Genomic DNA, 26,544 nt, shown 5'->3' on the forward strand with positions numbered 1-26,544 from the left:
CTGTCGAGGCGCGCTATGACAACGGAATCCGCAGGGATACCCCGCCGGGAGGCATCGGGCGCGGCCGCCCCGGCCAGCCGGGTCCTGTTGTTTTCCATCGCCGCGTCGCTGGTGACCATGGCGCTCAAAATCACCGCCTACGCTTTCACCGGTTCCGTCAGCCTCCTCTCCGATGCGCTGGAATCGACCGTCAACCTCGCCGCGGCCCTCATCGCCTTCCTCGCCCTGGCCGTCGCGGACCGTCCCGCCGACCGGTCGCACGCCTACGGCCACGAAAAGGCGGAATATTTCTCCAGCGGGGTGGAAGGCGCCCTGATCCTGGTCGCGGCCATCGCCATCATCTACGCGGCCGTGCAGCGCTTTCTCGACCCGAGGCCCCTCACCGATCTTGGAGCGGGCATAGGCATCGCCCTGGCGGCTTCCGGGATCAACTTCGGCGTTTCGCGTTTCATGCTGCGGAAGGCGAAGCACTACGACAGCATCGCGCTGGAGGCGGATGCCCGGCACCTCATGACCGATGTCTGGACCTCGGCGGGCGTCGTGGCCGCCCTGGCCGTCATGGCCTTCGCCCCTCCCCGCTGGCTGATCCTGGACCCGATCGTAGCGGTCCTGGTCGGCCTCAACATCATCCGTACCGGCACCGACCTGATCCGGCGTTCGATGGCCGGGCTCATGGACAGCAGTCTTCCGGAAACCGAGATCCGGCAGGTCGAGGAAGCGATCCGGGCCTCGCTCGATCCCGGCGCGGCCTACCACGGCCTCCGGACCCGGAAATCGGGATCCCGGCGTTTCGTTGAGCTGCATGTCACGGTGCCGGGCGACCTGTGCGTGACCCGAGGGCACGACTGCTGCGAACGGATCGAGGCCGCGATTGAACGCCGGCTGCCCAAAACATCGGTTTCCACCCATCTGGAACCGGACGACGCGCGGCCGGGCCGGGATCCGTCCTGAACTGTTCAGGCATCGATATCCAGGCGATCCAAAGAGATCCTGTCTTCCTCAACCGGTATGTTGTAATATTACAGGGATTCAGGACCATCGGGGCTTGCACCCAGGGGCATTCCCGACAGCGTGTCCCCGATAGGATTTTGTCTTTGGGTTCACCCTAAATCACGCGTCTCCGGATCCAGGCCGGGTGGCACCGCCCGCCGTATCGCGTCCCTGGGGAAGACCGGACAGGCTCTCAAAAGGCAGGTGACCATTATGCAAGACTCGTACTTGTTGATCTTCATCGGCATCGGGTTGGCCCTGGTCCTGCTGGAACTGCTGATGGGCCTGTTCACCGGGCTCGACCTGGTGTTCATCGGCTCCGCCTTCATCCTGGGCGGCTTGATTTCCTGGCCGTTTCACTCGTGGGTTCTCGCCCTCCTGGCGACCATGGCCATCTGCGTGGCCTATATCGCCCTGGGCAGGAAATACGTCCACCGGTGGTCCGCCGTTAAAAAAGAGATCAGCAACATCGATCGTATTATCGGGCTGAAGGGGGTCGTGCTGCAGGCTATCCCTGCGGGCGGCACCGGCCTGGTGAAAGTAGGCAACGAGGAGTGGAGGGCCCGGGCCGAAACCGCGATCGAACCGGGGGCGGCGATCGAAGTCACCGGAATCAGCGGAGTCACGCTTCGCGTGCAAAAATGCCAAGGAGGCAACTAATGGAATTGGGATCCTTCATACTTCTGGTCCTTCCGGCGCTGGTGATCCTGCTCGTACTGGCCAAATCGATCGTGATCATCCGCCAGGCCGAAAAGGGCATCGTCGAAAGGCTGGGCCGGTACAAGGAAACGCTCGACCCGGGTCTCCGGGTGCTGATTCCCTTCATCGACGGTCTGCGCGCCAGGGTCGACATGCGCGAAACAGTCCTGGACGTCGCGCCCCAGGCCGTGATCACCAAGGACAACGTCGGGATCACGGTGGACGCCGTCGTGTACTACTACGTGACGGACGCCAAGGCGGTGACCTACGAGGTGGCCAACTTTTTCGTGGCCGTCAGCAAGCTGGCCCAGACCAATTTGAGGAACCTCGTCGGCGACATGTCGCTGGACGAAACGCTGGGCTCGCGCGAACGCATCAACTCGTCCCTGAGGACCACCCTGGACGAAGCTACCGACAAATGGGGCGTCAAGGTCACCAGGGTGGAGGTCAAGGAGATCCTGCCGCCCAAGGACATCACCGAGGCGATGAGCAAGCAGATGAAGGCCGAGCGGGAGAAACGGGCCACCATCCTGGAAGCCGAGGCCTACAAGCAGAAGAAGATCCTGCAGGCGGAGGGGGACAAGCAGAACGCCATCCTGGTCGCCGAGGGCGACCGCCAGTCGGCCATCCTGAGGGCCGAGGGGGAAGCCAAGGCCATCGAGAACGTATCGGTCGCCGCCAGGGAGTACTTCGTCGGCAACGCCCAGATCCTGAAGCAACTGGAGGTCACCCAGGCGGCCCTGCAGCAGAACACCAAACTCGTCATCTCCGACCAATCCCGCTTGATCAACGTCCTGGGGTTGGGGGAGGAACTCAAGGAGATATCGGTCAGGAAATAGGGGTTCCGCGCCGTCCCCGGACCGATGGGCCCCGGTCGCTCCCCCACGACCGGGACCCCGGCGCGCCCGGCGCTAGCCGGCGTTCTGCAAGGCGAATTCCCAGTGGATCAGCCTGTCGAGCACCGCGTTGACGTAGTCGGCCCGACGGTTCTGGTAATCCAGGTAGTAGGCGTGCTCCCAGACATCGATGGTGAGCAAAGGCGTCATCCCCTTCGTCAAGGGGGTTTCGGCATTGGCGGTCTTGACCACCTTGAGGGAATCCCCGCGGAGGACGAGCCAGCTCCAACCGCTCCCGAATTGAGCCAGGGCCGCGTCCGCGAGCTCCTTCTTGCAGGCGTCGACGCTCCCGAAAGCGTCCACCATCTTCTTCCTGAGCGCCTCCGGCGGCTCCCCTCCCCCCTTCGGGTTCAGGCTTTTCCAGTAGAAGGAATGGTTCCAGATCTGCGCCGCGTTATTGAAGATCGCCGCCCCTTCAAGCCTTCCGGCCGTCTCGGCCATCACCTTCTCCAACGCCAGGTCGGCATATTCCGTTCCCGCAACAAGCTTGTTCAGGTTATCCACATAAGCCTTGTGATGTTTGCCGTAGTGAAAACTCACCGTTTTGGCCGTAATGACGGGTTCCAATGCGTTTTCGGCATAAGGAAGAGGGGGCAGAACATGGGGCGACGCGGCTCCAGCCGTTGCCGGGGATTGACTTGTGTCTTTATCGCTCATTTTGGTCTCCTTGCGGTGGGTGGGCACTGCGTGATACCTCCCGCTCCGGCGTCGGCAACCCCGGTGGGCGGACAGGAATCCTTCCGGTGGAAGGTCCCGGGTCGATCCGGCAGACATCCCCTTTCAGGACTTCGTCGACATCGCTCCGACCGCATCCGGGCCGGATCGGCCCGCCCGATCGCCTTTTGCTCGAATGCCTGGTGTCGGGAATATCTCCGGCATCCCGCCTGAGACCACTCCATGCCGTTGTTGATGCCATTCTACCCCAATATCACCGCGTTGGACATCGGTTTCGGGGCACGGCGGCATCCTTTTCCAGCGGAGGCGAGGGCTCGGAACGCGCGGGCGAAGACTCACGGTCCGGCCGTCCCCATTTTTTTATACTTTATATTGCAAAGTACTTGATTATGGATTAGCATTGCAGCCGAACGAACGCGTGCGCAAACCGATTGCCGACCCTGGAGGACACCATGAACCTGAATACGGAGAAATCCCCCCTTCCCCGGACCGCGGCTCTTCAGAGCCGCTTCTCGACCGCTCTGAAGATGGCTTCCATCGCCCTCTTGATCCTTTTCCTGCTCATCCCCCTGGCGATGGTCCGTTCGGTCCTCGAGGAGCGCCTGGCCCGGCGGGACGCGGCGGTGGATGAGATCACCTCCACCTGGGGCAAGGAACAGGTCGTCACCGGGCCGGTTTTGATCGTTCCCTATACCTTCGACCAGAGGAGCTGGGAAGAACAGGTGATCGAAGGGCGGAGGGAGCGGGTCGAGCGGATCCAATCCCTGAGGGGTCAGGCCTATTTCCTTCCTTCGGAGTTGAAGGTCGATGGACAGATCCGCCCGGAACCGCGCCACCGGGGGATCTATGAAACGGTCGTTTACAGCGGCACCCTGGATCTCAGCGGCAGCTTCACCAGGCCTTCCTTAGAAGAGTGGGACGTGGACCCCTCCCGGATTCTGTGGGACGAAGCGGAGGTCGCCCTCGCGGTTACGGACCTGCGGGGGACCCGGGAATCCCTCCGGATCACGCTGGCCGGGCGGGCGGCGCCGATGAGGCCGGGGAGCCGCCTGGCGGCCTTCGAAAACGGCATCCACGCGAGGATCCAGGGGCTCGGCGCCGCGATCGACACCATTCCTTTTGCGATGTCGCTGGGGCTGAACGGCAGCCGCGGCCTCCGCTTCGCACCCGTCGGGGTGAACAACGATGTGACGATCCGCTCCACCTGGCCCGATCCGAGCTTCCAGGGGGCATTCCTGCCCGCCGAACGGACCGTGAATCGGGACGGTTTCAGCGCCCGCTGGCAGGTTTCCTACTACGGCCGTTCCTACCCGCAACAGTGGACGGACCGCACTCCTGTCGAAGCCGCCGGCTTTGCCGCTTCACTTTTCGGCGTGGACCTGGTTCCGGCCATCGATTCCTACCGGTACGTGGAGCGGTCCATCAAGTACGGCATCCTGTTCATCGCGCTCCTGTTTGCGGCGTTTTTCCTGTTTGAGATCCTCTCGTCCGCACGCATCCACCCGTTCCAGTACACCCTCGTCGGCATCGCCCTCTGTCTGTTCTATCTCGGGCTGCTGGCCCTGTCCGAAGTGACCTCGTTTGCAGCCGCGTACTGGATCGGCGCCGCCCTGGCCGCGCTGATGATCGCGCTGTACAGCGGCAAAGTCCTCCACAGCCCCCGGGCGGGCGCCCTGGTCGCGGCCGGCCTCGCCCTGATCTACGCGTTCCTGTTCGTGATCCTCCGTTTGCAGGACTACTCGCTCCTGGTCGGCGCCCTGGGGCTGTTTCTCCTGCTCGGCGTCGCAATGTTCGTGACGCGCAACATCGACTGGTACGAGCGGGACGGCCGATAACGGGAAAGGGCCGGCGCCTGCGTTCGGCACGCGGGCGCCGGCCCCGACAGCGGACGGCTTCGCAATCATTCCGGTTGCGGGTAGACCTTCTCCTCCGCTTCCCAGTGGGAAGGGGTGTTGTACGGCAGGACCGCGCCGGGAGCCTCGATTTCGTAAAGCTTGCCATTGCGGATCTTGTAGACGTGCACGGCGGCCAGGTTGAACTGCCCGTAGGTCTGGGTGTTCCCCGTCACGCCCTCCCTGGGCGGACGCCGCGTGCCGTCGTGGCGGAACATCGAAAAGCCCACCGCCAGCCCCTTCTGCACGTCGGCGACGACGAGGCGCGGCCGGATTTCGGTGATATAGGAAAAAACCCCCGCGCTGAGCTGCCCTTCGCAGTCGGTGGGGACGCCCCCGAACCCCCCGGTGGGCATGGCGCCGCCGGGCGCCGCCTTGGCCTTGGGGGGCGGGCCGCCCGCCGTGACCATGCCGTTCTCCCGCCGTTCACATTCCTTCGCGAACGGGGCCCGGGTGCCGTCCTCGGAGGTCAGGGCGTCGTAGTACGCCAACCCGATCCGGACCAGGTCCTCCCGCTTCATCCGTTCGGCCTCCGGGATGTCCTCGTCGAAGCCGGGGCGGGACTTCAAGAGGTTGGGCCCGGAGAAATTCATGGGCATGCTCCCGCCGCCCCGGACGATCAGGTGCTCGGCCTCGGTAATCTTCCCCGCCTCGAGCTTGATGCGGGCCCCGAGCATGACGGGTTGGTCCTTTTCCTTCATGACCACCAGGCAGGCGGCCGCCTGCCCCTCGGGATCGGCCGCGAAGATCCGGTAGTCCTTCGGCCCCTCGGTAGCGGTCTCCCACAACCCCTTCCCCACCTCGAGGACCTCGATCCCCTTTTCGGTGTTCTCGGTGAACTTCACGCTGTCGGCAAAGGGCAGGCTCCCGGGATCGTGCTGGACCAGCGCCTCGATATACCGGTGCATCAGGTTGTCGAGGCACTGCCGGTCGCACTCTTCGACCTTCACCCCGCAACCCGTCCACCCCCAGGCGGCCAGGAACACGGCTGCGACAAATACCCTATGGAATCGGCTTGATCTCATTCGGTTCTCCCTTCATGGTTGGATCAGGCAATACTACTGCAAGGATGGGACTCCAGGATAGTATTTTGCAGTCGCTGGATGGGGGCGGGGATCCGGTACCTTTGTGGAGCCGGATGCCGTTCGGAACTTTCGGCCTACGGCCTGGCATTGTATCTGCAGCAATGACCCTCGTCCGTCCCCGGTCCTATCCCAGCTGGGTGATGAAATAGCCGGCGACGATGGTGGTGCCGATGACGCCCGCCACGTTGGGTCCCATGGCGTGCATGAGGAGGTAATTGGAGGGGTCGCTCTTTTGGCCTTCCACCTGGGCCACCCGCGCCGCCATGGGAACCGCGGATACGCCGGAAGCTCCGATCAGGGGGTTGAGCGGATTTTTGGAGGAGAGCAGGTTCATGAGCTTGCCCATCAGGATCCCGCTGGCGGTGGAGAGGGCGAAAGCGCAGACGCCCAGGGCGATGATTTTCAATGTCTGGGGGGTCAAAAACCGGTCGGCGCTCATGGTGAAGCCGACGCTGGTGCCCAGAAAGATCGTCACGACGTTGATGATCTCGTTCTGGCTCGATTTCACCAGCCGCTCGGTGACCCCGCATTCGCGGAGGAAATTGCCCAGCATCAGCATGCCGATCAGGGCCGCTGACGCAGGCACGAGCAATATGCACGCGACGCAGACGATCAGCGCGAAGGCCATTCTTTCGAGCTTGCCCACCGTGCGCAGCGACCGCATCCGGATTTTCCGTTCTTTCGCCGTGGTCAGCAGGCGCATGATCGGGGGCTGGATCAGCGGCACCAGCGCCATGTATGTGTAGGCGGCGACCGCAATGGGGCCGATCAGGTCGGGCGCCAGTTTGGATGCCGTGAAGATGGAAGTCGGGCCGTCAGCGCCGCCGATGATGCCGATGGACGCCGCTTCTCCAGGCGTGAAGCCGAGGGCGATCGATCCCAGGAAGGTGGCGAAAATTCCGATCTGGGCGGCGGCTCCCAGCAGGAGCGTTCGGGGGTTGGCGATCAGCGGTCCGAAATCGGTCAGCGCGCCTACACCGAGGAAAATGATGGGCGGAAAGAGCTCCCATTCGATCCCTTTGGAAATGTAGTAATACAGGCCTCCCGGCGCCATCGAGCCGTCGGGCTGGACAAGGGGGGGGTTGACCACGCCCAGGGTCGGAAGGTTGGCGATCAGGGCGCCAAACGCTATGGGCACCAGCAGGAGTGGCTCGAATTCCTTGTACACCGCGAAATAGAGGAGGAGGAGCACCACCCCCCACATGATGACCTGGCCCCCCGATACCTGCGCGAAGCCGGTGTCGGCCATAAAGCGGGCAAAACCCTGTAGCATGCCGAAGTCCATCCTTATGCGAGCGTTACGAGAACCGCGCCTTCCTCGGCCCGCATGCCCGGTTGTGCCTGAATCGAAGCGATCACGCCGTCCTGCGGCGCCCATACGGGGGTGTTCATTTTCATGGCTTCAAGCATGACCAGGAGGTCGCCCTTCTTGACCCGCTGCCCCTGCTCCACATGGACGGTGACGACGATGCCGGACAGGGGACACAGGACCCTCCCACCTTCGGCCGCCGGCTGCGGCGTCGGTGCGACATGCCGGGGGGGGTGCAGGACGGGGGCCTGTGGCTGCACCGGGATCGCGGCCTGCGGGTAACCGGCGTTATCGTCCAGCAGTTCCGCCGTGACGTCATAGACCTGGCCGGCGATGGTGATACGGATGTGTCGTGTGATGGACATGGCGAATCCTTTACCTGTATTTCTTCAGAGTCGGGCGCCGCCTCGGAACGCGGGCCCTGCCGATCGGCGGCCTCAGGTTGCGCACGGCCCCGCGCTGGGAATAGGCATGCGAATCAAAGATCTGCCGCCGGCCTTCCCCCCCCCACCAGTTTTGCTCGTAGGGACCAAGGACCGGGGCGACCCGGTGGATGCGGAAAGCCCGATCGTCGAGCACCACCGCCACCGCCGCGGCAATCACCGCCGGGAGGAGCGGGTCGCCGGAGGTCGCGGGCGATCGCTGGGGGTCTGCCGCGGAAACCGGCACGAAGCCCGGTGCCGCAGGCCTTCGGCCGCCGCGCTCCAGGCGCTGGAAAAAAAACCCGGTGGCGGTACAGAACAGGCTGATCCCGGCCAGCGCCGTCAGGACAATGAACACCCCCAGGACCAGAAAACCCAGAACCTCGCCCCACGACGGTTGCGCCGCGAGCGCCGGGACTTTAACTTGAAACTGGTCTGAAATGAGACCCAAGGAGGAGGCGTCCATAGAGCGGTATTCTAAAAAAACAAAGAAGGCGACATATTCAAAACAACATACGGCTGCGGTCATTCTGTTTGCTTATATTTTTCCCTCGCCAATTAGTTATTATAATGTCTCCCGGAGTGGAAACCAATGGCTATATGCAGCCAGGAGCCGCATCTCGAAGACGCCGGTCTTCCCCGGGACGGCCTCCGGCCTGTGGCCGAAGGCCCGCGGACCTAATCCTGGCCGGGGGCCCCGTCCCCTGCGCCGCCTTCCGCCGCGGCCGCCAGGACCTGTTCCGCCAGGGCGGCGTCCTCTTCTCCGATGAAGAGCTGCACCCCGCGCGCGAACGCGAGGGCGGGGTCGACCGACCCGCAGTCGTCGGAATTCAGGTAGGATTCGATGCCGTTCGCCAGCAGCAGTTGCCGGACGATTCCCGCTTCCGCCCGGGAATGGAATTCCCGGCACAGCACCCGTCGTTTCATGGCATCCTCCCCAGGCCGCACCCTGAACTCCCGTCCCTTCCGCCTGGAATGCCGGGCCGGCCCGAGCGTCACCCCCGCCGGAGGGGGAAGAGCCGTTCGGATCTCGCGGCCCCGCAACGGGCGCATTTCGGGTCGTACCACGAAATGCGCGCCTGGCACTCGGGGCAGCTCCAGCGCTCCTCCTCGTGCCGGGTCCACCGCGCGATTCCCCTCTCCCGAAGGCCGCGGCAGTTTTCCAGCACCTCCGCGTGGTGCAGCATCCCGTCGTTGTTGAAATCGGTCACGAGCCTGCAGGGGAAGTCGCCGCAGTCGGCGCAGCGGGTCACCCCCGGTTTCGTTTCGGCGCACTCCCGCATGGAGCATTTCCGGCAGAAGGCCGCGACCCGTCCGCCGCCGATGCAGCCGTCGCATTGCACGTCGGCCAGGGTCATCGAGGAATCCCGGCCCGAAAACTGCCCGAGGAGCGCTTTGATTTTCGCCTCGTCCTTGTCCCGGGTGGCGAGATACATGGGGCAGGCGCCGCAATACAACCCGCAGGGCGCGACCAGCAACTCCCTGTTTTCCGGCGCGCCGGAAGCGCGGGCCGCCGGGACGTCCAGTCCGGCGATGGAGCCGATGACGGCGGCGCCGGCCACGGTCCGGACGAACTCTCTTCGCGAAGTCCCCTTTTTCATTCCCGTGCTCATGAGACCTCCACTCCCCCGATAAAAAAATTCGCAACGCAGCCACCCGCCGCGCCGCCCCCCATCCGGTCCCATCCCGCCCGCCGCGCCGTCCGGGTCCTTATCCCTTGCCCAGCGCCTTGAGCACCTTTTCGGGCGTGGCCGGCGATTCGACCCATTTGCCGGTGGCGTTGTGGATGGCCATGATGACCAGGTGCGTGTTGGCCAGGCTGTGGCTGATGCCGTTGGCACCGTAACACGCGTTCCCCGCCCGTGTTTCCAGCAGGTCCAGGTCCACCCTGGGCATGTCGAGCATCGAGACCTTCCGGTAGTCGAACATGTTCGTGCTGAGTTTCACCCCGGTCGCCGGGTCGTAGACATATTCCTCCTGGAGCTGACACCCGGCGCTGAAGTCCATCACCTGGTCGATCTGGCTCTCGAGCGACGTCAGGCGCAGGATCTTCCCCGGATCCGCCGCGACCCCGAACCGGAGGATTTCGACCTCCCCGGTTTCGGTGTCCACGGCGACCTCGCACGCCGCCACGTTCATCGTGTCGAGCGCCCTGCCGCGCTGGTTCCAGAGGGCCAGCGGCGGCCGGCCCGAATAGGTCGCGAACAGGTTGGCCCGGACGGCCCGGGCCAGGGGAAGCCCCTTGCCCGGATCGGCCTTGACGACCACCCTGCCGTCCCGCATATCCAGGTCCTCCGGCTTCAGCCCCTTGAAGGGGTTCGGGGCCTGCGCGGCCGGGCCGCGCCCCATGCTGATGCCGCCGGCGGCCGCCGGGGCGTTGGCCTCGGTGACGGCCGCTTCCAGGATCCGCTCCTTGAGGATATGGGCGCATTCCTTCATGGCCCAGGAGGACGCCGTAGACCCGTCGCTCCCCCCCCCGTAAGGGCGGTAGATCTCCTGGGAATCGAGCTCGATGCGGATATCCCCGTATTCGAGCCCCAGTTCCTCGGCGATGACCATCGCGTTGCATTCCAGGCCGTAGTGGCCGATGGTGGGACCCTGGGACGCCAGGACGACCTGGCCCCTGCGCAGTTCCAGCTTGGTGTTGTACGTCATCCCGGAATGGCGCGGGCACTGGTTGTAGCGGAAGCTCGCCCCGTGCAGGCGCCCGTCGGGGAGCTTTCCGGCCCCGGTGGGGTGCCACCGCCACTGCATCCTCTTCTTGAGGGCGGCCACGCACGCCTCATAGCTGGGGACCGGGTCGGGGTCGTCCTGGGACCGGGGCCCGTGCAGGTTGAGCGTCGCGATCTCGATCGGGTCCTTCCCCAGTTTCTCCGCGATCAGGTAGAGCCCCACCATCAGGGAATCCCACGACATCGGGTTGTGCTGACCGCTGACGTACATCTTGCCGCGGTTGCTGTCGACGACCTCCATCCTCTGCCGGACATTCGTGCAGCGGGTGGTGAAATAGGGGCCGTACGTCTGGTCCATCGTGTTGCCGAAAATGGAGCTGCCCCGGACGCCGCCGTCGGCGACTGAGAAATCGTCGACGGCCGTGATCCTTCCGTCGCCTGTGAAGCCGACCTTCATGTGCACGTAGCGCTGGCTCAGGTTGAGGTCGTACATCTCGTAACGGTTGTTGACGCAGCGCACCGGCCGGCCCGCCCTCCTGGCAAGCAGCGGGGTGATCAGCTGAGTCTTGCGGTTCCCCCAGTCGCAATACCTCCCCCCCAGGAACATTCCGTCGCGGAAGATCTTTTCCGGGGGGAAGTGGTACAGGTCCCCGATCGAGTCCTCGGTCCAGGCGGGGATCCCCTCGATATGCAGGTTCTTTCCCTCGCCGTGGACCGCGTCGTCGAACCACCAGGCGACCGAACCGGTCGGGTTGGGGATATGGCCGGAAAAGGCGGCCGTATTGACGTCGTATTCGATGATGTGGTCCGCCTCGCGGAACCCGGCCTCGATGTCCCCGTCGTTGACGTTGGAATAGGAGACGTTCCCTTTCCTGGGGGGATTCTGGCCGCCGGCCGGACCCGGACCGCCGCTTCCCCCGTCGGGACCGGGGTAGGGGGGCGCCGGCCGGATCACGGCCGCCTCCGGCTCCCGTCCCTTGCGCAGGTCGATGACGTGGGGCAGCACCACCCAGTCCACCTCGAGAGCGCGCAGGGCCTCCTCGCAGATGTCCTCATTTTCGGCGACGACGATGACGCCGACCTCGGCCCCCTCCTGGTCGGCGATGTTATCCAGGAAGGGCTCGGACGGGCCTCCCATGAATCCCCCCCCGAGGCGCAGGCTCCGGACGTCCTCGTCCTCCCAGGTGAGGACATCGACGACTCCCGGGACGGCCCTCGCCTTCGCGGTGTCGATCGACCGGATCCAGGCGTTCGCGTAGGGGCTCCGGAGGAACTTGGCCTCGAGCATGTGGGGGACGACATAGTCGAGCCCGAATTTCGCGACCCCGGTCACCTGGGACCAGGACAATACCCCGGGCAGGTTCGGTTTCCCGACAACCCTGAAATCTCTTCTGGTTCCGTTTGCGCCTTCCAGGTCGGCCATAATCCGCACTCCCCTCGTTTTCCTTCAAGAACCGCGGAATCCCCGGCGATGCGGAAATCCCCTCCCGTCCGACCCATTTTAAAGCAGTTCCGGTCTGAAAAGTACAGAATCGGCGGGCGATCGCGCCGGGGGCGCGGACGCATCCCGGCCGGGGGCCGTGCAGCCTTTCCTATATGGCGCGCCCGATGCGGGAGCCGTCCCCGATCGCGTCGATGATCAGGGCGGGGTTCCCGCAGTCGCCGATCTGGTAGATCTCTGGCGCCGTCCCCTCCAGGCTCCTGACCCTGTCGGCGTCCGGAGCCATGGCCAGAGCCGGCAACAGGGTGTCCGCCGGCAGGGTCTTCCTCTCCCCTTCCCTGGTGGTCACCGTCAGCCCCTGATCCGTTATCCTTTCATACCGGACGCCGGGCAACAGGGGCACTCCCTTCCGCTGCAACCACCAGAAGAGGCGGACTTTGTAATTCTCGATCACCCCTTCCCCCATTTCCTCGGCCGTGTCCACTACCGTCACCTTTCTGCCCCGTTTGACCAGGAACACGGCCAGCTGGAGACCATGGATGCCTCCGCCGATGATGACGACCCTCTTGCCGACCGGCATCCATATTTTCGTGGCCCGGTTGAGCAGCCCGGGGCCGAAAAACCTCAAATATTTCTTCAGCCGGCGGTTCAGGGCGGCGGCCCGGACCACTTTGCCCGATTCGATACCCGGAATCTCCGGAACGGCATACTCCCCTCCCGTGGCCAGGATGAGGACGTCGGGCCCGACCCGCTCCACAAGCGCCCTGTCCACCTCTTTGCCCAGGTGGATCCTGACGCCCAGCCGGGCGATCTGCGTCTCGAGGTAGCGCACCAGGGCCGGGAGGTCTTCGATTTCGAGCCCCTTGATCGTGGCGGCGACGGGTACGGACCCTCCCAGCCGATGCTCCTTCTCGTAAAGCGCGACTTCATGCCCCCTCAGGGCGGCCACCCGTGCGGCCTCCATTCCCGCCGGTCCGCCACCGACGACCATGACCCTTTTCTTCCTGGGCGCCGGCCGGATCTCGAATTCGCGCTCCCTGGTCAGGGCGGCATTGATGCGGCAGCAGGACTTCCCCTCGACCGGGTGCGTATGGATGGCCTCGATGCAGGAAAGGCAGCGCGTGCAGGGGGCGATATCGTCCAGTCTCCCGGCGGCGATCTTGTTGGGGAATTCGGGGTCGGCCAGCAGTTGCCGCGTCATGCCGATGAAGTCCGCCCGGCCCTGCAGAAGGATCCTCTCTCCCATTTCGGCGTCGATGCCGGCGGTGGCGATCACCGGTATGGACACCGCCTTCTTGACCATGGCCGACAGGGGCACCCAGAACCCCGCCCCGCTTTTTCTCCCGTCGAGCCCTTCCGGCAGGGGATCGGGGACCTCCGGGTAGCAGACCGTTTCGGGCCAGTTGATCAGGCAGTAGACCGGGCCGAAGCCGTCGGCCTTGGGATGGAGGTTGTCCGCGCCGGCGGCTTCGAATATCCGGCCGAACTCCACTCCCTCCTCGGGGGTGATACCGTCGTCTATCCCGTATTCGGCGGCGTTGTAAAGGACGCCGATCGGGAAGTCCTTGCCCAGGCGCCGCTTCATTTCCTTCAGGATCTCCACCGTGAACCGGGAGCGGTTTTCCAGGCTCTGCGGGCCGTATTGGTCCCCGCGCCTGTTCCAGTGGCGGGACATGAAGGTGTTGCCCAGGTGCTGCGTGCCGCAGTGGACCTCCAGGTGGTCGATCCCCGCCTTCTGGTAACGCTCCGCAGCCTTGACGAACTTCTCCTGAATGTCCTCGATCTCGGCGATGCTCGCCTCGACGGTTTCATCGCTCCAGTTCCCGTACACTTCCTCTCGCATCACGGATGCGGCTATGGGCGGGCGCCCGGAAAGGGACGCCGGGCACCAGGGCCCGGCATGCATCATCTGAACGGACAACCGGCAACCATGTTTGTGGACGGCATCGGCCAGCCTGCGGAAACCCTCGATGTATTCGTCGGCGTCGATGCGCAACCCGTCGGCTATCCTTGCGCCCAGGGGGTAATCCAGGTAGGCGTTCCACAGGATGATCATGCCCGCGCCGCCCCTGGCCACCGCCTCGATGTAGTCGATGGTTTTCTGGTTCATGTGAAAATCGTGCGGGTCATGGGTGTTCATTTCCGCGGCGGTTTTGATGATCCGGTTCTTGATCCGCAGCTTCCCGATGTTGCAGGGGGACAGCAGCTTCTCAAATGGCGCCTTCCCGCTCATGATCGTTTCTCCTTCGGGGGTTTCTTCCGGCCCTGTTTTGAAAAAATCGGGCGACATCTGACGAGCCCGTTATCGGGATGCCTTCCCCGGCGGAACCGTCCGATGCCGCCGGAGCCTTCGGCAGCGGTCTGGATGGGACTCCCGGGTCGCCGGGGGGCTCCTTTAGAGTTCGGCACAAACGACTTTTACGAATTTGCCGTTCTCGAGATGGTAATGGATGAACTGCGGGATAACGGCGGTCTGTCCGACGGCCAGCGGCTTCAGCTTCGGATAGTCGGAAGCGGCGACGGTTTCCGGGGACAATTCCCTCACACCCTCGATCCGCACCCTGGCCTCGAGCGCGATGGTGGACGCGTCCGAAACAAAACGGTCCACGATCACGCTCTCCTTGATGTAGGCGTGAAGAAAAGCATAGAACTTCTTCACCGCCTCCCGGGATTTGAGAGAACCCGCGACATGGATCATCTCGAAATCGTCGGCGAAATAATCGAGGAACCCGTCGTAATCCCTGCCGTTGAATTTTTCCAGGTAAACATCGAATTCTTCGCGCGTCATGTCCTCTCTCCGCTTTCAGGTTATTCCTTGTGATGGTTGAACTTAACTTATTGTATAAGCGCAGCCTGCAATGTCAACCGCGCTTTTCTACGCCGAGAGCGGCCGGCAGCGGGCCGCCGGGCCCGTTCCCGGAAAGACCCGGGGCGGCAAAGGACGTTCCCCCGCGGCGGCGGATGTGCCATGATCAGGGGCGACAACCTTATCGCAGAGGAGAAACGCCATGCCCGTCGTCATCGTCGAAATCACACCCCAGGAGTACGCCAAGAAGGCGGAGATCGCCAGGGTTTTCACGGAGGAACTCAGCAGGATCACCGGCATACCGAAGGATCCGATCGTGGTGCTGTTTCACGACATCTCCCCCGAAAACGCCGCCGCGGCCGGGGAGATGCTGGTCGAAAGGCTCCGGCGCGCGCCCTCGCGGTAGCCGGCCGCGGCCCGTCCGTGCCGCCGCGGGGCGGAAGGCCGTCTCACGGTTCCGCCCGCGCCGCCCTGACCCGGGCGAAGTGGGTGTCGAACGCCAGGATCTTTTCGAGATCGGGATGTTTCCTCGCTCCCGACTCGCCGTCTATGTACAGGACCCGGGGATCCTTTTCATCGAAGGCGGGCCAGTGCGGCAGGCCGGGCCCGTTGGGATCCCCGTTCCGGGCGAAATGGACCCAGTACGACTGGAGCCTCTCGGCCAGGGCCTGGGCCCCGGGACCGGCGCCCCCCCCGGTCATCCCGGGTGTATCGAGCGTGCCGAACACGTACCGGATCTCGTCGGCGTGGTTGGCGCCGTCGGGGGACGCCGGTGTCCGGTGGTCGAAGTAGTACACGAAGGCCTTGTGCCTCCCGTTTCGGGCCTGCAGGGTGGCCCAGGCCCAGGTCGGCCAGGCGAAGGTGGAATCACGCATGATGTCCCTGGCGGACCGCGAGGCTTCTTCGTCCGTGGCGTGCGGGTAGGCGGCCAGCAGAACGTCGGCCCCCTCCGGGTACTGTCCGCGCACCATCCGCTCGAACCCGTCCCGCGTCACCGGCTGCGTGACGAACAACCCCCCTTCGTTCGAGTTGGTGCCGACGAGAATGGGGGTGTCGTTGAACCGGCCCGCCAGGTAGCGTTCGTACTGGTCCGCCACGATCGTCTCCCCGTCCGGTACGGGCCAGAAGCTCCCCATCCCCCTGGTGTTGCGCTGGATCTCCTCCGCCCCGAGGGCGCGGGCGGCGCGGATATCCCCGGCCCCCAGGGCGGCCAGGTAGGCCTTCCCCTGCGCCTCGGCCGCGGCCCGCGTCATGCGCGGCGGCGCCATCGACCCGCCGCTCTGGGAAATGGCGCGCTGGAACAGCCCGGCCGCCCCGGGCGATCCCGCCAGCATGGCGACCGAAATGCCTCCGGCGGATTCCCCGAAGAGGGTCACGTTGGCCGGGTCGCCCCCGAACCGGGCGATGTTCTCCTTCACCCACCGGAGGCCCGCGATCTGGTCCTGGATCCCGTAAGCGCCCGAGCCCCCGCCGCTTTCGGCACTCAGTTCGGGGTGCGCCAGGAATCCCATGGGGCCGACGCGGTAGGCCACGCTTACGAGAACCACCCCCTTCTTCGCCAGGCTCGTGCCGTCGTAGGCGGGGGAGCTTGTCATACCGATGCCGAAGCCGCCGCCGTAGATCCAGACCATGACGGGACGCTTCTCGTCCGTGGTCCGGGCCCCCGTCCAGACGTTCAGGTAGAGGCAGTCCTCGCTGATCTCCTGCGGGCCGCCGAGCAGCGCGCCGAAGGCGGTATCCTGCATCGGGCCGGGGGCGAACCGGTCCGCCCGCTTCACGCCGTCCCACGGCACCACCGCCTGCGGCGCTTTCCAGCGCAGGGCGCCGACCGGGGGCGCGGCGAAGGGAATGCCCTTGAAGGCAAGGATCCCGTCCCCGGCCACCCCTTCCACGATGCCGCCCGTCACGGTTACCCTGGTCGTAACCGGGTCCGGGGAACCGCATCCGGCCGCGCAGAATGTCAGGGCGAGTATCACGAACCAGCTCCGGCGCTGTCGTAGCCTCATGGCGACTCCTTGATGAGAATGTCCCCGCTTCGGCGGAGGCGGGGGTGCGGTGATGCGCCCTACCCCGCCAGGCTTCTCCCGATGTCGGCCCTGACATGCCGCCCGGCCCAGAGGTAGAAGAGGGCTCCCAGCATGCTCGACGCCGCCACGCAGAGGAGCGAGTACCGGATGGCGAGCGGGCCGTACCGGCCCTCGAGGAGGTCGTTGAGCACCCCGATGAGGAGGGGGCCGGCGGCCGAGCCGACGATGGTGCCGATCATGAACAGGGTGGCCGCGGCGAACGCCCGCATGCGGACCTTGACCACGCTCTGCACCAGGCCGAGAATCGGCCCCATGCGGAACGTCAGGAGGATCATGGCGAAAAACAGCCCCACGTAGGTCCACGGCAGGGGGGCGAAGAGAAACACCATCAGCACCGGGCCGGCCAGGAGCGAGGTCACGCCGGGCCCGACGATCTTCCACCGGTCGTCCCTTTTTCCCAGGCGGCCGATGACGGCGCCCCCCAGGAGGACCCCGGCGATGCCGGCGACCGAGTTCAAGGTTCCCCCGAACGTGCTGGCCTCCAGCAGCGAGGTGCCGTGCACCCGCTGCATGAAGGGGACGAACCAGGTGGCCAGCGCCAGGTCCGCGATGCCGGAGAAGGTGAACCCGATCACGATCAGCAGGTAGGTAGTGTTTTCAAAAAAGAAGCGCACCGTCTCGCCGATCCCGTACTCCCGGACATCGGCGTGTTTCCCGTCCTGGATGCCGCGCACGGGCTCCCTGACGGTGAAATACAGGAGCGCGGCCACGATGAAACCGGGGATGGCGACGGCGACGAAGGCCCCGCGCCACCCCCAATGCGAGGAGCCCACGATCCCCCCGATCCAGGCCGCCACCAGGCCGCCGATGCAGGGGGCCATGGACATGATGGCCATCGCCATCGGCAGTTTGTCCCTGGGGAAGAAATCGGAGACCAGGGAGTTGCCCGGGGCGGGGGACACGGCGCCGCCGATGCCGAACCCGATCCGCGCCAGGACCAGCTGCAGGACGTTTTGCGCGAATCCCCCCAGCGTGGTCAGGACGCTCCAGAACGCGACCCCGATCGATATGATCGCCAGCCTTCCCTTCCGGTCGGCGAGTCGCGCCACCGGCATGGAAAGAAGCGACCCCAGCAGGGTGACGACGATCCCGGCGATCAGCCCCATCGCCGTGTCCGATACCCGGAAATCGTTCTTGATCTGCTCGAGCACGACATTGACGATCTGGATATTGGCGAACTGCAGCGCCCATACCAGCGTCAGGAGAACGAGCACGTAGTAGGCCCTCGTCAGCGAAACGCCCGTTCCCCGTTCCGGCTCCCGCCCGACCGATTCCTCTGGTTTCATGAATCCCCCACGTGGGTCAGGCCGGGCGGAGGACTCCCGCCGGCCCGGGCCCCTTCTATGGCCTTATTCCGTTTCATGCGGGCCGCGGTAGTTCCTGTCCGTCGCCGTGGCGAAATGGAAAACGGGCCGGCCGAGGCGTTTCAGAATCAAGGGACAGTGCCGGATGCCCGGCGGGACGAAAATGACGCAGCTCTTCGTTATCGTGTGCTTTTCATCTTCCAGCCAGAATTCGATCTCGCCGCCGAGATCGGTCGGGTCCTCGGGATTGGAACCGAAAAAGGTCACGACTTCCCCGAAGTCGTGCACGTGACCCTTGTCCACGACCGTCACCTCCTTCGGTTGCGGCCAGAACCAGGCGCAGTCGACATAGGGCGCCCCTTCGAACACCCCGCCGTGCATGCAGTAGACCCTGGTGCCGAGGGCGTCCGGCACCCTGTTCAAGTCCGTTACGATGTACTTCCCGAATTTTGATTCCGCCATTGTATCGCTCCCCGGTTATCCAGGACTTAGGACCTGTTGTGTTTGTTCCTCTGGATCTTCTCCTGATGCCCGCCCGGGTCGGCTTCCGCGAGACTCCCGGCGCCCGGGATGATGGCAATTTCAAGATGCGGCGCCGTGTACTTCTTCCACACCAGCGGACCGTGGCTCACCCCCTTGGGGACATACACCATCGACGTCCGATCGAGCCGGAGCATCTGGCCGCCGACGGGAAACTCGATTTCGCCGCACAGCTCCTCGGGATGCTCGTAATCCGTCCCGTAATGAAGCACCAGCTCCTCGAAATCGCGGTGGGCGTGCTCGAGGATGTGCGGGTTGGGATCGGGCATCCCCCACACCCAGCCCCCCTCCACGTAAATGTTGCACTCGGGGACGAGGTTCCGGTTCATGAAGGTCATGGAGGAGGGACTCTGCCGGTTCTTGATGGGGGTCCCCGCGATCACCTCGTAGGTGGGCCTCCGGACCAGGTATCGTGCATAGTCGACTCCCGGATCCGGTCCCCGGCCCGTCTCCTCCGGGTTCCGCATGTTCCCCTTCCCGCGCTCGCCGGTTCCCAGCAGGATGGAGATGCGCACGTGCGGATGGCGGTAAGCCTTGTAGGTCAGCGGCCCGTGCGGGACCCCCTTCGGCACGAACAGAGCCCCGGTGGAATCGGTTTCGAGCTTCTGGCCGCCGAGAGTGTACTCGATATCCGCCCCCAGGTCTTCCGGGTCCCGGCAGTCTCCACCGATGTTCAGGATGATCTCGTCGTGCCCGCCGACCTCCTCCCCCAGGCAGGGATTGGGCTCGGGCATGCCCCATACCCATCCGAACTCCACGTTATACCGGACCCCGGGAACCAGCCCGCTGCTCATGTAGATCAGGGGCGGGTACGTCCGGTTCTTCACACCGGGATCGGGCTCCTCCACCGTTGCCGGCGTTTTGACCATATACCTTTCATAGTCATCGACAGCCATCATGGGCCCCTTTCGACTCCCCCCCTTTTCGGTTCCGGCAAACGTCCCCGGCTGCGGCGCTTCTTCTTGACTCTGCCGGCATTGTAGCCGAAGATCGGGGCGATCAATATCGATTTATGAGCCTGAGAGCATTTATTGCAGGGGGTGACACGGGATGGAACCATCCGGCCGGCCGATGAGGCGCAAGCGTTCGCTTCTCGGGCTGGCGGGTTGGCTCGCCGTTACCTTCGCGGTGTCGGCCTTCGGCGCGCTCTTCACGCCGGGCGGGGGAGGCGGCGGCTGGTACGCGACCCTGCCCAAGCCCGCATGGACGCCCCCCGGCTGGGTTTTCGGCCCGGTCTGGACCCTCCTCTACATCCTCATCGCGGTCGCGGCCTGGCTCGTCTGGCGCGCGCGGGGGAGCCTGCGGGCGGCCGCCCCGCCGCTCGCCCCCTGGGCGGCCCAGCTCCTGCTCAACGGCCTGTGGTCCCTGCTCTTCTTCGGCCTGCGCCTCGTCGTCCCCGCCTTCGTCGAGATCCTCGTCCTCTGGTTCGCCATCCTCGCCACCGTCATCGCCTTCTGGCGCGTGCGGCCGCTTGCCGGGGCGCTGCTGATTCCCTACCTGGCCTGGGTCGCCTTCGCCGCCGCGCTCAACGGCGCCATAGCGTTCGCCCTCTGATCGGGAATCGACGGGCGCTGCCGGGAGCGGGTCTATTCCCGCGTCCCGATGCCGAGCACCTCGAGCTGCGTCCTGACGGCCGGCGCCTGGGCCGCGTCGGGGTGGAGGGCAAGGAACTGCCGGAGCACCCGCGCCGCCGAAACGGGGTCCCTCATCTGCAGGTAGATGTCGGCCAGCGGCAGCTGCGGGAAGGAGAAGTGGGCGGGGTCGAGGGCGATCGCCCGCTCCAGATGCCTGGCGGCCTCCACCGGTCTTTCGAGAAAATAATAGCTCAGCCCCAGTTGCGAATGCGCCAGCGCGTCGTCGGGCCTTTCCCTCGCCGCGGCCAGGTTCGTCTCGAGCGACTCCGGGATCCGGTTCAGCGACAGGAGGGCGCCGCCCAGGTTGACCAGGGCCGGGTAGTATTCCGGATCGTGCTTCAGGGCTTCGCGGAAGCGGGTTTCGGCCAGGGCGAACTCTCCCGATTGGAACGCCAGCGTCCCCAGGACATTCCAGGCCGAGACGAACTGCGGCGCCAGGCGCACGCTCTTCTCCAGGTGGGCGACGGCCCCCGCCAGGTCCCTTCTTTCCAGCCGCCGGTACGCCTTCTCGTATTCCTTCCGGGCCTTTTCGGGGACCGAGAGTTCGGCCGCCGACACCCCCCCGAGGTTGCCGCTTCTCGATTGCGGACGAAAAAGCACCTTCACGGAGATCCTGTCCCGGGAGTCGGCCAGGCCGGGGCTGACCTCGATCGTCCGCTGGCACTGGCCGACGCGCGCGATCGACACGATCAGGGTGTATCGGTCCGGCGGCAGCTTCCTGAACCTGAACTTTCCGGACCGGTCGGCGAGGGTGTGGGCGGCGAAAGGCTTCGTGATTCCTTCCAGCAGCACGAGGGGCGTCGCGTCCGGGGAAAACGCGGCTTCCTCGTACACGATCCTGCCTGTCAGCTCATACTCTTCGCCTGCCGCGACGGCGCCGGCGGCCTGCAATCCGGCGAGGAGCAGCAGGGGAAGGATTCGAAGGCTCCTCATGACCCGATAGTACCAGCCCGACCGCGGGGCGCAAACAGCCGAAAGAGGGGAAGCGCGCATCCCCGGGCGGGGCCCGGCCCGAGAAAATGCCTTACCCGCGCCGGGCGGTTCGGTAGTAGAATCCCCGTGTCCGGCGGTTCCGGCCATTGATCCAGGCCGGGGGACGCGATGAAGCAGCGAAGAATCCGACATGGGGCGGTCATGAAGCGGGGGCCCGACGGGGTGGGAATGAAAACGCAGCCTGCGGGCCCTGTCCATTCCACACAACCATCATCAGGAGACTACATCCAGTGAAACGCACGAATCTCGTCACGATGTGCATCGCGCTCTGTGCCGCGATGCTGTTCCCCGTTTTGGGGCAGGCGCAGTTTGCGAAGGCCAAACCGAAGCCGGGGGATCCTCCCCCGGGGGTGCAGGCTTCCCAGGTCCCGATGGTATCCTGCCAGCGCGGCGGCCTGCAGCACGCCGTCCGGCTGTACCTGGCCGCTCAGGCCAGGGGCGACATCTCCATCCTGCCGCTTGCCACGGGGCTCGGCTACCAGGAGAACATGAAGCCCGCCGACATCAAGACCGGCTTCCTCACCAAACCCCTCGTCATCGACAAGAGCATGAGCCTGTACGACGACGCCTCGTGCCAGACCTTCACCGAGGTCATCGCGACCGACAAGGCCAATCCCCACGTAATCGGGGTGCGGCTGCGCGTCAACCACGACAAGATCGCCGAGATCGAATTGATCACGACCACGACCGGGGATTGGCTGTTCAACGCCGACAACTACCTGAAGTACACGTCCGAGGAGAACTGGGGCCCCATCCCCGCCGACCGGCGCAACAGCCGAGCCGAACTGGTGCGCGGGGCCACCGCCTACCTCGACGCCTTCCTCGAGGCGAAGACCGACCTGGTCCCGTGGGGCTATCCGTGCGTGCGGGTCGAAGGGGGCATGACCACGTCCCAGGGTACGGACGCGGACACCTGCGAGGCCGGCCTGCCGGCCGGCGTCAACATCGCCAACCGCCGCTTCGTGGTCGATGAAGTGCTCGGCTCGGTGGTTGTCTGGTGCACGTTCGGCGCCGGCGGCCCGGGAGGCATGACGGGCGCGCCCGACACCCACCTCTTCCGGATGGAGAACGGCAGGCTGCGCTACGTGCACACGCTGACGCATCTCAAGATGAGCGACTTCCGGGGCCCCACCGGCACCAACGCCGACAACCCGGCGCCGAAACGGTGACCCTGCCGGGCGATTCCGCAGTCGCCCGCCGCTCAGCCTGAGGCGGGGAGGGAGCCATACGCGCGCCGCAGCGGCGGGCGCGCCGCTTCCTCCCCGCCGTGATCCGGAAAATCCCCGCTCCGTCCCCTTCCCCGCTCCTTCTTCAACGGTGCCGCCTTCGGCCTCAGATCCTCCCCAGCGCCTTGAGAACCCTGTCCGGCGTCGTGGGATAATCCAGCACCCATTTGCCGGTGGCGTTGTATATCGCCGATACCGTGATCCCGGACATGGCGGCGCCGACATTCTCCCCCAGCCCATAGGAGCCGTATGCGGCGTATCCCAGATGGCTCTCATTGATCAGACAGCGGGCCCGCGCGTAATCGTTCATGGTGCCCAGATGGTATCCGATCAGATCATAATTCAGGGCGACGCCGGTCCGCGGGCAGTAGACATGCTCCTCGGTGGCGCTTCTTCCCAACCCCATGATCGATCCGCCGTACTGCTGCGCCGCGGCTCCCCGTGGATTGAACAGATGGCCGACGTCATTGACGCAGACGACCTGGGTCACCTCGACCTGCCCGGTTTCCGTATCCACCTCGACCTCTATGAAATGCGCCTGCCGTGCCATCGCCAACAGCTCCGGATGAGGCTTGCCGTCGACCGTCAGCCCATAGAGCACTCCGGCTACCGGATGAGAGATCGGTGGATCCGTCACCCAAAACGGATCGGCGACTTCCCGTACCGTCTTGCGGTTTTCGGGATTTGCCTTTTCAAAAACGATGCTGTCCCGGATGTCCAGATCCCCGCTCCTTAAATTCGGAAAAAGCGGAGGCTGGGCCGGACTGTTATAGAGGCCCGGTTTCGTCCGGACGGCATAGTCCAGGATTTTTTTGCGGATTTCCCTGGCGGCCAAAACCAACTGGGTCGTGATATAGGGCGTGCCGAAGGAACCGCCGATCTGCCATAAATGATAGTTCGTGTTGTCCGACCGGCGCTCCTGCATCACGGTGTCCTCATACTTGAGGCCGATCTCCGTCGCCACGCATTTGCGCGCGCCGGATTCCGTATCGATCCCCATATCGCTCCGGATGCCGATGATGGCGGCCTTGCCGTGGCGCAGGGTCACGCAGGCAAAGGAGATCCCCGGGATAGGAGCATGCCAATGCCATTCATTGACATGCATGAAACCCATTCCATGCATCCTGCCGTTCGGCAATCTCCTGCTTCCGGGCTCATGCCAGTTCCTGTCCCAATCGATGGCCCACTTCCCCTTTTCAATGACTTCCTGGAGACTCCATCGCTGGGGGAAACCATTTTCCCTCTGATAGCGCGTAACCCAATCCCAGTCATGGCCGTTACAGCCGTCGTTTTTCAGCGCGACCTCCGTGGGGTCCAATCCCAGTTCCGCGGAGACCCGATCGAACATGACGTTGTGCGGAACACAGGTGTGCGCTCCGTGGCGGATACACATGGAGTGCCCCTTGTTGATCAGCGCCCATTCCTGGGTGGCGAGAATATTGGGAATCCTGGTGCTGACATGGGTCTTTTCGATGGCCGGGTTTCGGATTCCGATCATATGCCAATGCGAGGCGGTGATCGTGCCGTCCTTTTTCACACCGACTTTGCATCGGAAAGTCCCGGCATCGTCGCCGCCGCAATAATAGCCGCTTTCATCGTACAGCAGCTTGACCGGCCTTCCGGAAGCGCGCCGCGCCAGGATGGCGGCCAGGCGGACAAAAGAATAGGAATAGGCCAGCCAGGCAAATCCGCCGAACCAGGATCCCTGGTAAGGCATCGTGACCGAAATCCTGGTCCAATCGGCGATGGCGGGCTGCGTTTTTTCGCGAATGGAATTCGGTTCCGTCAGCGCGCCCTGGGGAATGTCCTGATGATGAACCCACAGGTCCAGGAATTCGCCTCGCCATTGCGCGACGCATGCGGCCGCTTCTACGCCCGCCGTGGAGTTTCGAGCGCGTGTGACCGTGTATTCGATGATTTTATCCGCGTCCGTGAATCCCTTTTCGACATCGCCGAACTCCTCCCGGTCGGTCAATACCGTGTTGGGATCCCTGGCCCCGGGGTTCATGCGCAGCACCTCCGGCATGATTCTGGGCGCACCGGGTTTCAACGCGTCTTCCATGTCAAGGATGAACGGCAGCTCTTCCCAGGTGATCTTGATGAGGCGCAGCGCCCGATCGCAGACTTCCTCGCTGTCGGCGACGACGACGACTCCCATCGGATGCTGATAAAAATCGCCGGTTCGGGGAAGCGTCAGAATGTTGTAGTTGCGCGAAACTTCAAAATAGGGGCCGTTTTCATTGTCAAACGCGATGTCGGGATCGCCGAACTTGAGAATATCCCGCACTCCCGTGAGAGCCTCGGCCTCCCTGGAATCGATGGAGGCGATCCTCGCATGGGCATAGGGAGAAAGAAGAATCTTGGCATGGAGCATCCCGGGCAGACAAACATCCCGGGTGAACACCGCTTGTCCGCTGACCCTTTCATAGGCGTCCTGCCGCGTCATGGCGGGCGTCATGGCGTCGCTGTTTTCCGGTATTTTCCACGTCCAGGGGCGATACTCCAGCATGGGGATTCTCCCTAAATCGGGTTGAGGGTTCCATGTCCCGGGTGCCAGGCTGCCGTAGGGGGATTATATGCCGATTTGCGTTTTCAATAATGTCTTATTATCTCCATTCGACCGGGAACACGCCGCCGGCCCGATCCGGCTTTACCGTCACCATCGGGGCGATCGGCTATCCGGTGCCGGATTCCGGTCCCGTGAGGTATAATGGCGCCACTTTTCGGAGGGTAGGCGTCATGAAACGCTCGATCGCTTCGGCTTCCCTGTCCGTCCTTCTGACCATCCCGGCAAATGCGCAAACCCGGGCGGGAACGGCCGCCGATCCATGCGGCCGCGAATGCCTGCGCGGCTTCATCACGCAATACCTGGATGCCCTGGTCCAGCGCGATCCGAAGGCGATCCCGACCGCGCCCGAGGTGCGCTTCACCGAAGACACGAAGACATTGCCGCTGGGGGAGGGGCTATGGAAGGGGGCATCGAAGCTCCGCCCCTATCGGCAGGACTTCCTGGACGTCCGCGAGGGCGTGGCGGCGGCCCATGTCGTCGTCGAGGAGAACGGCACCCCCGTGATGCTGGCGTTGCGGCTGAAGATCGAAAACAGGGAGATCACGGAAATCGAAACGATGGTTACAAGGAGCAGGGCGGAAGGCGCGCTCTTCGATATCGAAAAGCTGACAACAGCGCATGCGGCCATGAACGTCGTGCCCGAAGCCTCCCGGCGCATGTCGCGTGCCGGGCTGATCCGGATCGCGGAAACCTACGCCGCCGGCTTGAAGGTCGGCGGCACCTTTGAGGCGGTCGACGCGCCCTTCGCGCCGGGCGCCTACCGCATCGAGAACGGGGTCACCACCGCCGGTCCCGGCGCCAGGGCGGGGAGCGAGAACATCCGCACCCAGTCCGTCATGGCACACCCCGACCTCACCTACCGGGTTGCGGCCGTGGACGAGGAAATGGGCGTCGTGCTGTTACGACTCGACTTCGGGAACACCGGAAACTACGGCCCCGGAAACGCGCTGACCCTGTTCGAAGCCTTCAAGATCCACGGCGGGCAGATCCACGCGGTGGAGGCGTTCATGGACATCATGCCGGTGAACACCCCCTCCGGCTGGCCGGATTACGAGATCAGGAAACCGTAGCCGGCCCGTACCGCAGAAGAACCGGGAAGGGATACACCCCCAGCACTCTGTCAGCCGGAAATCGGGGCGATCCCCTGGCCCCGGACCGCTTTTCGAAATGCGCGTCAGGGATCGGGTAGGAGGGGGCCTCACGGCCCCCGTCCTCCCACACCACCGGACGTACGGTTCCGTATCCGGCGGTTCAGATAATCATAAGGGCTGACGAACCGTTGTCAGCAGTGAGAGCAGCCCCAG

At 64.6% G+C, this 26,544-nt stretch carries 24 protein-coding genes; 8 read left to right on the forward strand and 16 right to left on the reverse strand.

The genetic code is table 11. The features are described 5' to 3' along the window. Window positions 1-15 precede the first annotated feature (15 nt). From GXY47_11740 to GXY47_11750, 3 genes are all read left to right on the forward strand, one after another. On the forward strand, window positions 16-951 hold the full coding sequence (locus GXY47_11740) for a cation transporter (GenBank protein NLV31811.1): 936 nt from the start codon (window positions 16-18) through the stop codon (window positions 949-951). A gap of 252 nt (window positions 952-1,203) precedes the next feature. Next, window positions 1,204-1,650, forward strand: a complete 447-nt coding sequence (locus GXY47_11745) for an NfeD family protein (protein NLV31812.1) — start codon at window positions 1,204-1,206, stop codon at window positions 1,648-1,650. Between the two features lie 23 nt (window positions 1,651-1,673). After that, complete coding sequence (locus tag GXY47_11750; protein ID NLV31813.1) at window positions 1,674-2,528, forward strand: SPFH/Band 7/PHB domain protein; 855 nt, start codon at window positions 1,674-1,676, stop codon at window positions 2,526-2,528. Between the two features lie 72 nt (window positions 2,529-2,600). Here the strand turns inward: GXY47_11750 and GXY47_11755 are convergent, their stop codons facing one another. Beyond that, window positions 2,601-3,242 (reverse strand): superoxide dismutase, encoded by a 642-nt coding sequence (locus tag GXY47_11755; GenBank protein ID NLV31814.1) that lies wholly within the window; start codon window positions 3,240-3,242, stop codon window positions 2,601-2,603. A 470-nt stretch (window positions 3,243-3,712) separates the two neighbouring features. On the opposite strand from GXY47_11755, the gene creD reads away from it, so the two are divergent. After that, window positions 3,713-5,095 (forward strand): cell envelope integrity protein CreD, encoded by a 1,383-nt coding sequence (gene creD, locus GXY47_11760; GenBank protein NLV31815.1) that lies wholly within the window; start codon window positions 3,713-3,715, stop codon window positions 5,093-5,095. Window positions 5,096-5,160: 65 nt separating this feature from the next. Here creD and GXY47_11765 read toward each other — a convergent pair whose 3' ends face one another. The 9 genes from GXY47_11765 to GXY47_11805 form a co-directional block, all read right to left on the reverse strand. Next, on the reverse strand, window positions 5,161-6,177 hold the full coding sequence (locus tag GXY47_11765) for a hypothetical protein (protein ID NLV31816.1): 1,017 nt from the start codon (window positions 6,175-6,177) through the stop codon (window positions 5,161-5,163). Between the two features lie 184 nt (window positions 6,178-6,361). Further along, on the reverse strand, window positions 6,362-7,510 hold the full coding sequence (locus GXY47_11770) for a sodium ion-translocating decarboxylase subunit beta (protein NLV31817.1): 1,149 nt from the start codon (window positions 7,508-7,510) through the stop codon (window positions 6,362-6,364). 14 nt (window positions 7,511-7,524) lie between these two features. Continuing rightward, window positions 7,525-7,911, reverse strand: coding sequence for a DUF2118 domain-containing protein (locus GXY47_11775; protein ID NLV31818.1), 387 nt, complete (start codon window positions 7,909-7,911; stop codon window positions 7,525-7,527). A 10-nt stretch (window positions 7,912-7,921) separates the two neighbouring features. Further along, window positions 7,922-8,419, reverse strand: a complete 498-nt coding sequence (locus GXY47_11780; GenBank protein NLV31819.1) for a hypothetical protein — start codon at window positions 8,417-8,419, stop codon at window positions 7,922-7,924. A gap of 227 nt (window positions 8,420-8,646) precedes the next feature. Next, complete coding sequence (locus tag GXY47_11785; GenBank protein ID NLV31820.1) at window positions 8,647-8,895, reverse strand: hypothetical protein; 249 nt, start codon at window positions 8,893-8,895, stop codon at window positions 8,647-8,649. Between the two features lie 68 nt (window positions 8,896-8,963). After that, a complete protein-coding gene (locus GXY47_11790) occupies window positions 8,964-9,581 on the reverse strand; it encodes a DUF3795 domain-containing protein (protein NLV31821.1) in 618 nt (205 codons plus the stop codon). A 97-nt stretch (window positions 9,582-9,678) separates the two neighbouring features. After that, window positions 9,679-12,063: a xanthine dehydrogenase family protein molybdopterin-binding subunit gene (locus GXY47_11795; protein NLV31822.1), complete on the reverse strand. Its 2,385-nt coding sequence runs from the start codon at window positions 12,061-12,063 to the stop codon at window positions 9,679-9,681. 169 nt (window positions 12,064-12,232) lie between these two features. Beyond that, entirely contained in the window at window positions 12,233-14,314 is a 2,082-nt protein-coding gene (locus tag GXY47_11800) for an FAD-dependent oxidoreductase (GenBank protein NLV31823.1), read from the reverse strand. Between the two features lie 162 nt (window positions 14,315-14,476). Then, a complete protein-coding gene (locus GXY47_11805; GenBank protein ID NLV31824.1) occupies window positions 14,477-14,869 on the reverse strand; it encodes a nuclear transport factor 2 family protein in 393 nt (130 codons plus the stop codon). Window positions 14,870-15,089: 220 nt separating this feature from the next. Between GXY47_11805 and GXY47_11810 the strand changes: the two genes are divergently transcribed. Continuing rightward, window positions 15,090-15,293, forward strand: coding sequence for a hypothetical protein (locus GXY47_11810; protein NLV31825.1), 204 nt, complete (start codon window positions 15,090-15,092; stop codon window positions 15,291-15,293). Between the two features lie 43 nt (window positions 15,294-15,336). Here the strand turns inward: GXY47_11810 and GXY47_11815 are convergent, their stop codons facing one another. The 4 genes from GXY47_11815 to GXY47_11830 all read right to left on the reverse strand — a co-directional run bounded on the left by GXY47_11815 (window position 15,337) and on the right by GXY47_11830 (window position 19,717). Then, the gene (locus GXY47_11815) at window positions 15,337-16,893 is read right to left on the reverse strand and encodes a carboxylesterase family protein (GenBank protein ID NLV31826.1); all 1,557 of its coding nucleotides are present in this window, start codon (window positions 16,891-16,893) and stop codon (window positions 15,337-15,339) included. A 59-nt stretch (window positions 16,894-16,952) separates the two neighbouring features. Further along, complete coding sequence (locus GXY47_11820; GenBank protein ID NLV31827.1) at window positions 16,953-18,260, reverse strand: MFS transporter; 1,308 nt, start codon at window positions 18,258-18,260, stop codon at window positions 16,953-16,955. Window positions 18,261-18,323: 63 nt separating this feature from the next. Continuing rightward, window positions 18,324-18,740 carry a hypothetical protein gene (locus GXY47_11825; protein NLV31828.1) on the reverse strand — a complete coding sequence of 139 codons (417 nt, stop codon included), beginning with the start codon at window positions 18,738-18,740 and terminating at the stop codon, window positions 18,324-18,326. Between the two features lie 26 nt (window positions 18,741-18,766). Continuing rightward, window positions 18,767-19,717 (reverse strand): hypothetical protein, encoded by a 951-nt coding sequence (locus GXY47_11830; GenBank protein ID NLV31829.1) that lies wholly within the window; start codon window positions 19,715-19,717, stop codon window positions 18,767-18,769. A 172-nt stretch (window positions 19,718-19,889) separates the two neighbouring features. On the opposite strand from GXY47_11830, the gene GXY47_11835 reads away from it, so the two are divergent. Continuing rightward, window positions 19,890-20,372 carry a tryptophan-rich sensory protein gene (locus GXY47_11835; protein NLV31830.1) on the forward strand — a complete coding sequence of 161 codons (483 nt, stop codon included), beginning with the start codon at window positions 19,890-19,892 and terminating at the stop codon, window positions 20,370-20,372. A gap of 32 nt (window positions 20,373-20,404) precedes the next feature. Here GXY47_11835 and GXY47_11840 read toward each other — a convergent pair whose 3' ends face one another. Further along, entirely contained in the window at window positions 20,405-21,385 is a 981-nt protein-coding gene (locus tag GXY47_11840) for a tetratricopeptide repeat protein (GenBank protein NLV31831.1), read from the reverse strand. Between the two features lie 290 nt (window positions 21,386-21,675). Between GXY47_11840 and GXY47_11845 the strand changes: the two genes are divergently transcribed. Next, complete coding sequence (locus tag GXY47_11845; protein ID NLV31832.1) at window positions 21,676-22,614, forward strand: hypothetical protein; 939 nt, start codon at window positions 21,676-21,678, stop codon at window positions 22,612-22,614. 163 nt (window positions 22,615-22,777) lie between these two features. Here the strand turns inward: GXY47_11845 and GXY47_11850 are convergent, their stop codons facing one another. After that, window positions 22,778-25,180 carry a molybdopterin-dependent oxidoreductase gene (locus tag GXY47_11850; GenBank protein NLV31833.1) on the reverse strand — a complete coding sequence of 801 codons (2,403 nt, stop codon included), beginning with the start codon at window positions 25,178-25,180 and terminating at the stop codon, window positions 22,778-22,780. Window positions 25,181-25,410: 230 nt separating this feature from the next. On the opposite strand from GXY47_11850, the gene GXY47_11855 reads away from it, so the two are divergent. Continuing rightward, window positions 25,411-26,310, forward strand: a complete 900-nt coding sequence (locus GXY47_11855) for a hypothetical protein (protein NLV31834.1) — start codon at window positions 25,411-25,413, stop codon at window positions 26,308-26,310. The last annotated feature ends 234 nt before the right edge of the window (window positions 26,311-26,544 follow it).

The organism is Acidobacteriota bacterium (genome assembly GCA_012729555.1).
In the GTDB taxonomy this organism is placed as follows: domain Bacteria; phylum Acidobacteriota; class UBA6911; order UBA6911; family UBA6911; genus UBA6911.

Excerpts from the sequence above, each read along its gene's own strand:
- GXY47_11765 (NLV31816.1), bottom strand. The coding sequence starts at position 6,177 with ATGAGATCAAGCCGATTCCATAGGGTATTTGTCGCAGCCGTGTTCCTG.
- GXY47_11825 (NLV31828.1), bottom strand. The coding sequence starts at position 18,740 with ATGGCGGAATCAAAATTCGGGAAGTACATCGTAACGGACTTGAACAGG.
- GXY47_11755 (NLV31814.1), bottom strand. The coding sequence starts at position 3,242 with ATGAGCGATAAAGACACAAGTCAATCCCCGGCAACGGCTGGAGCCGCG.
- GXY47_11740 (NLV31811.1), top strand. The coding sequence starts at position 16 with ATGACAACGGAATCCGCAGGGATACCCCGCCGGGAGGCATCGGGCGCG.
- GXY47_11855 (NLV31834.1), top strand. The coding sequence starts at position 25,411 with ATGAAACGCTCGATCGCTTCGGCTTCCCTGTCCGTCCTTCTGACCATC.
- GXY47_11785 (NLV31820.1), bottom strand. The coding sequence starts at position 8,895 with ATGAAACGACGGGTGCTGTGCCGGGAATTCCATTCCCGGGCGGAAGCG.
- GXY47_11745 (NLV31812.1), top strand. The coding sequence starts at position 1,204 with ATGCAAGACTCGTACTTGTTGATCTTCATCGGCATCGGGTTGGCCCTG.
- GXY47_11795 (NLV31822.1), bottom strand. The coding sequence starts at position 12,063 with ATGGCCGACCTGGAAGGCGCAAACGGAACCAGAAGAGATTTCAGGGTT.
- GXY47_11775 (NLV31818.1), bottom strand. The coding sequence starts at position 7,911 with ATGTCCATCACACGACACATCCGTATCACCATCGCCGGCCAGGTCTAT.
- GXY47_11790 (NLV31821.1), bottom strand. The coding sequence starts at position 9,581 with ATGAGCACGGGAATGAAAAAGGGGACTTCGCGAAGAGAGTTCGTCCGG.
- GXY47_11810 (NLV31825.1), top strand. The coding sequence starts at position 15,090 with ATGCCCGTCGTCATCGTCGAAATCACACCCCAGGAGTACGCCAAGAAG.
- creD (NLV31815.1), top strand. The coding sequence starts at position 3,713 with ATGAACCTGAATACGGAGAAATCCCCCCTTCCCCGGACCGCGGCTCTT.
- GXY47_11850 (NLV31833.1), bottom strand. The coding sequence starts at position 25,180 with ATGCTGGAGTATCGCCCCTGGACGTGGAAAATACCGGAAAACAGCGAC.
- GXY47_11770 (NLV31817.1), bottom strand. The coding sequence starts at position 7,510 with ATGCTACAGGGTTTTGCCCGCTTTATGGCCGACACCGGCTTCGCGCAG.
- GXY47_11800 (NLV31823.1), bottom strand. The coding sequence starts at position 14,314 with ATGAGCGGGAAGGCGCCATTTGAGAAGCTGCTGTCCCCCTGCAACATC.
- GXY47_11820 (NLV31827.1), bottom strand. The coding sequence starts at position 18,260 with ATGAAACCAGAGGAATCGGTCGGGCGGGAGCCGGAACGGGGAACGGGC.
- GXY47_11830 (NLV31829.1), bottom strand. The coding sequence starts at position 19,717 with ATGATGGCTGTCGATGACTATGAAAGGTATATGGTCAAAACGCCGGCA.
- GXY47_11815 (NLV31826.1), bottom strand. The coding sequence starts at position 16,893 with ATGAGGCTACGACAGCGCCGGAGCTGGTTCGTGATACTCGCCCTGACA.
- GXY47_11840 (NLV31831.1), bottom strand. The coding sequence starts at position 21,385 with ATGAGGAGCCTTCGAATCCTTCCCCTGCTGCTCCTCGCCGGATTGCAG.
- GXY47_11835 (NLV31830.1), top strand. The coding sequence starts at position 19,890 with ATGAGGCGCAAGCGTTCGCTTCTCGGGCTGGCGGGTTGGCTCGCCGTT.
- GXY47_11805 (NLV31824.1), bottom strand. The coding sequence starts at position 14,869 with ATGACGCGCGAAGAATTCGATGTTTACCTGGAAAAATTCAACGGCAGG.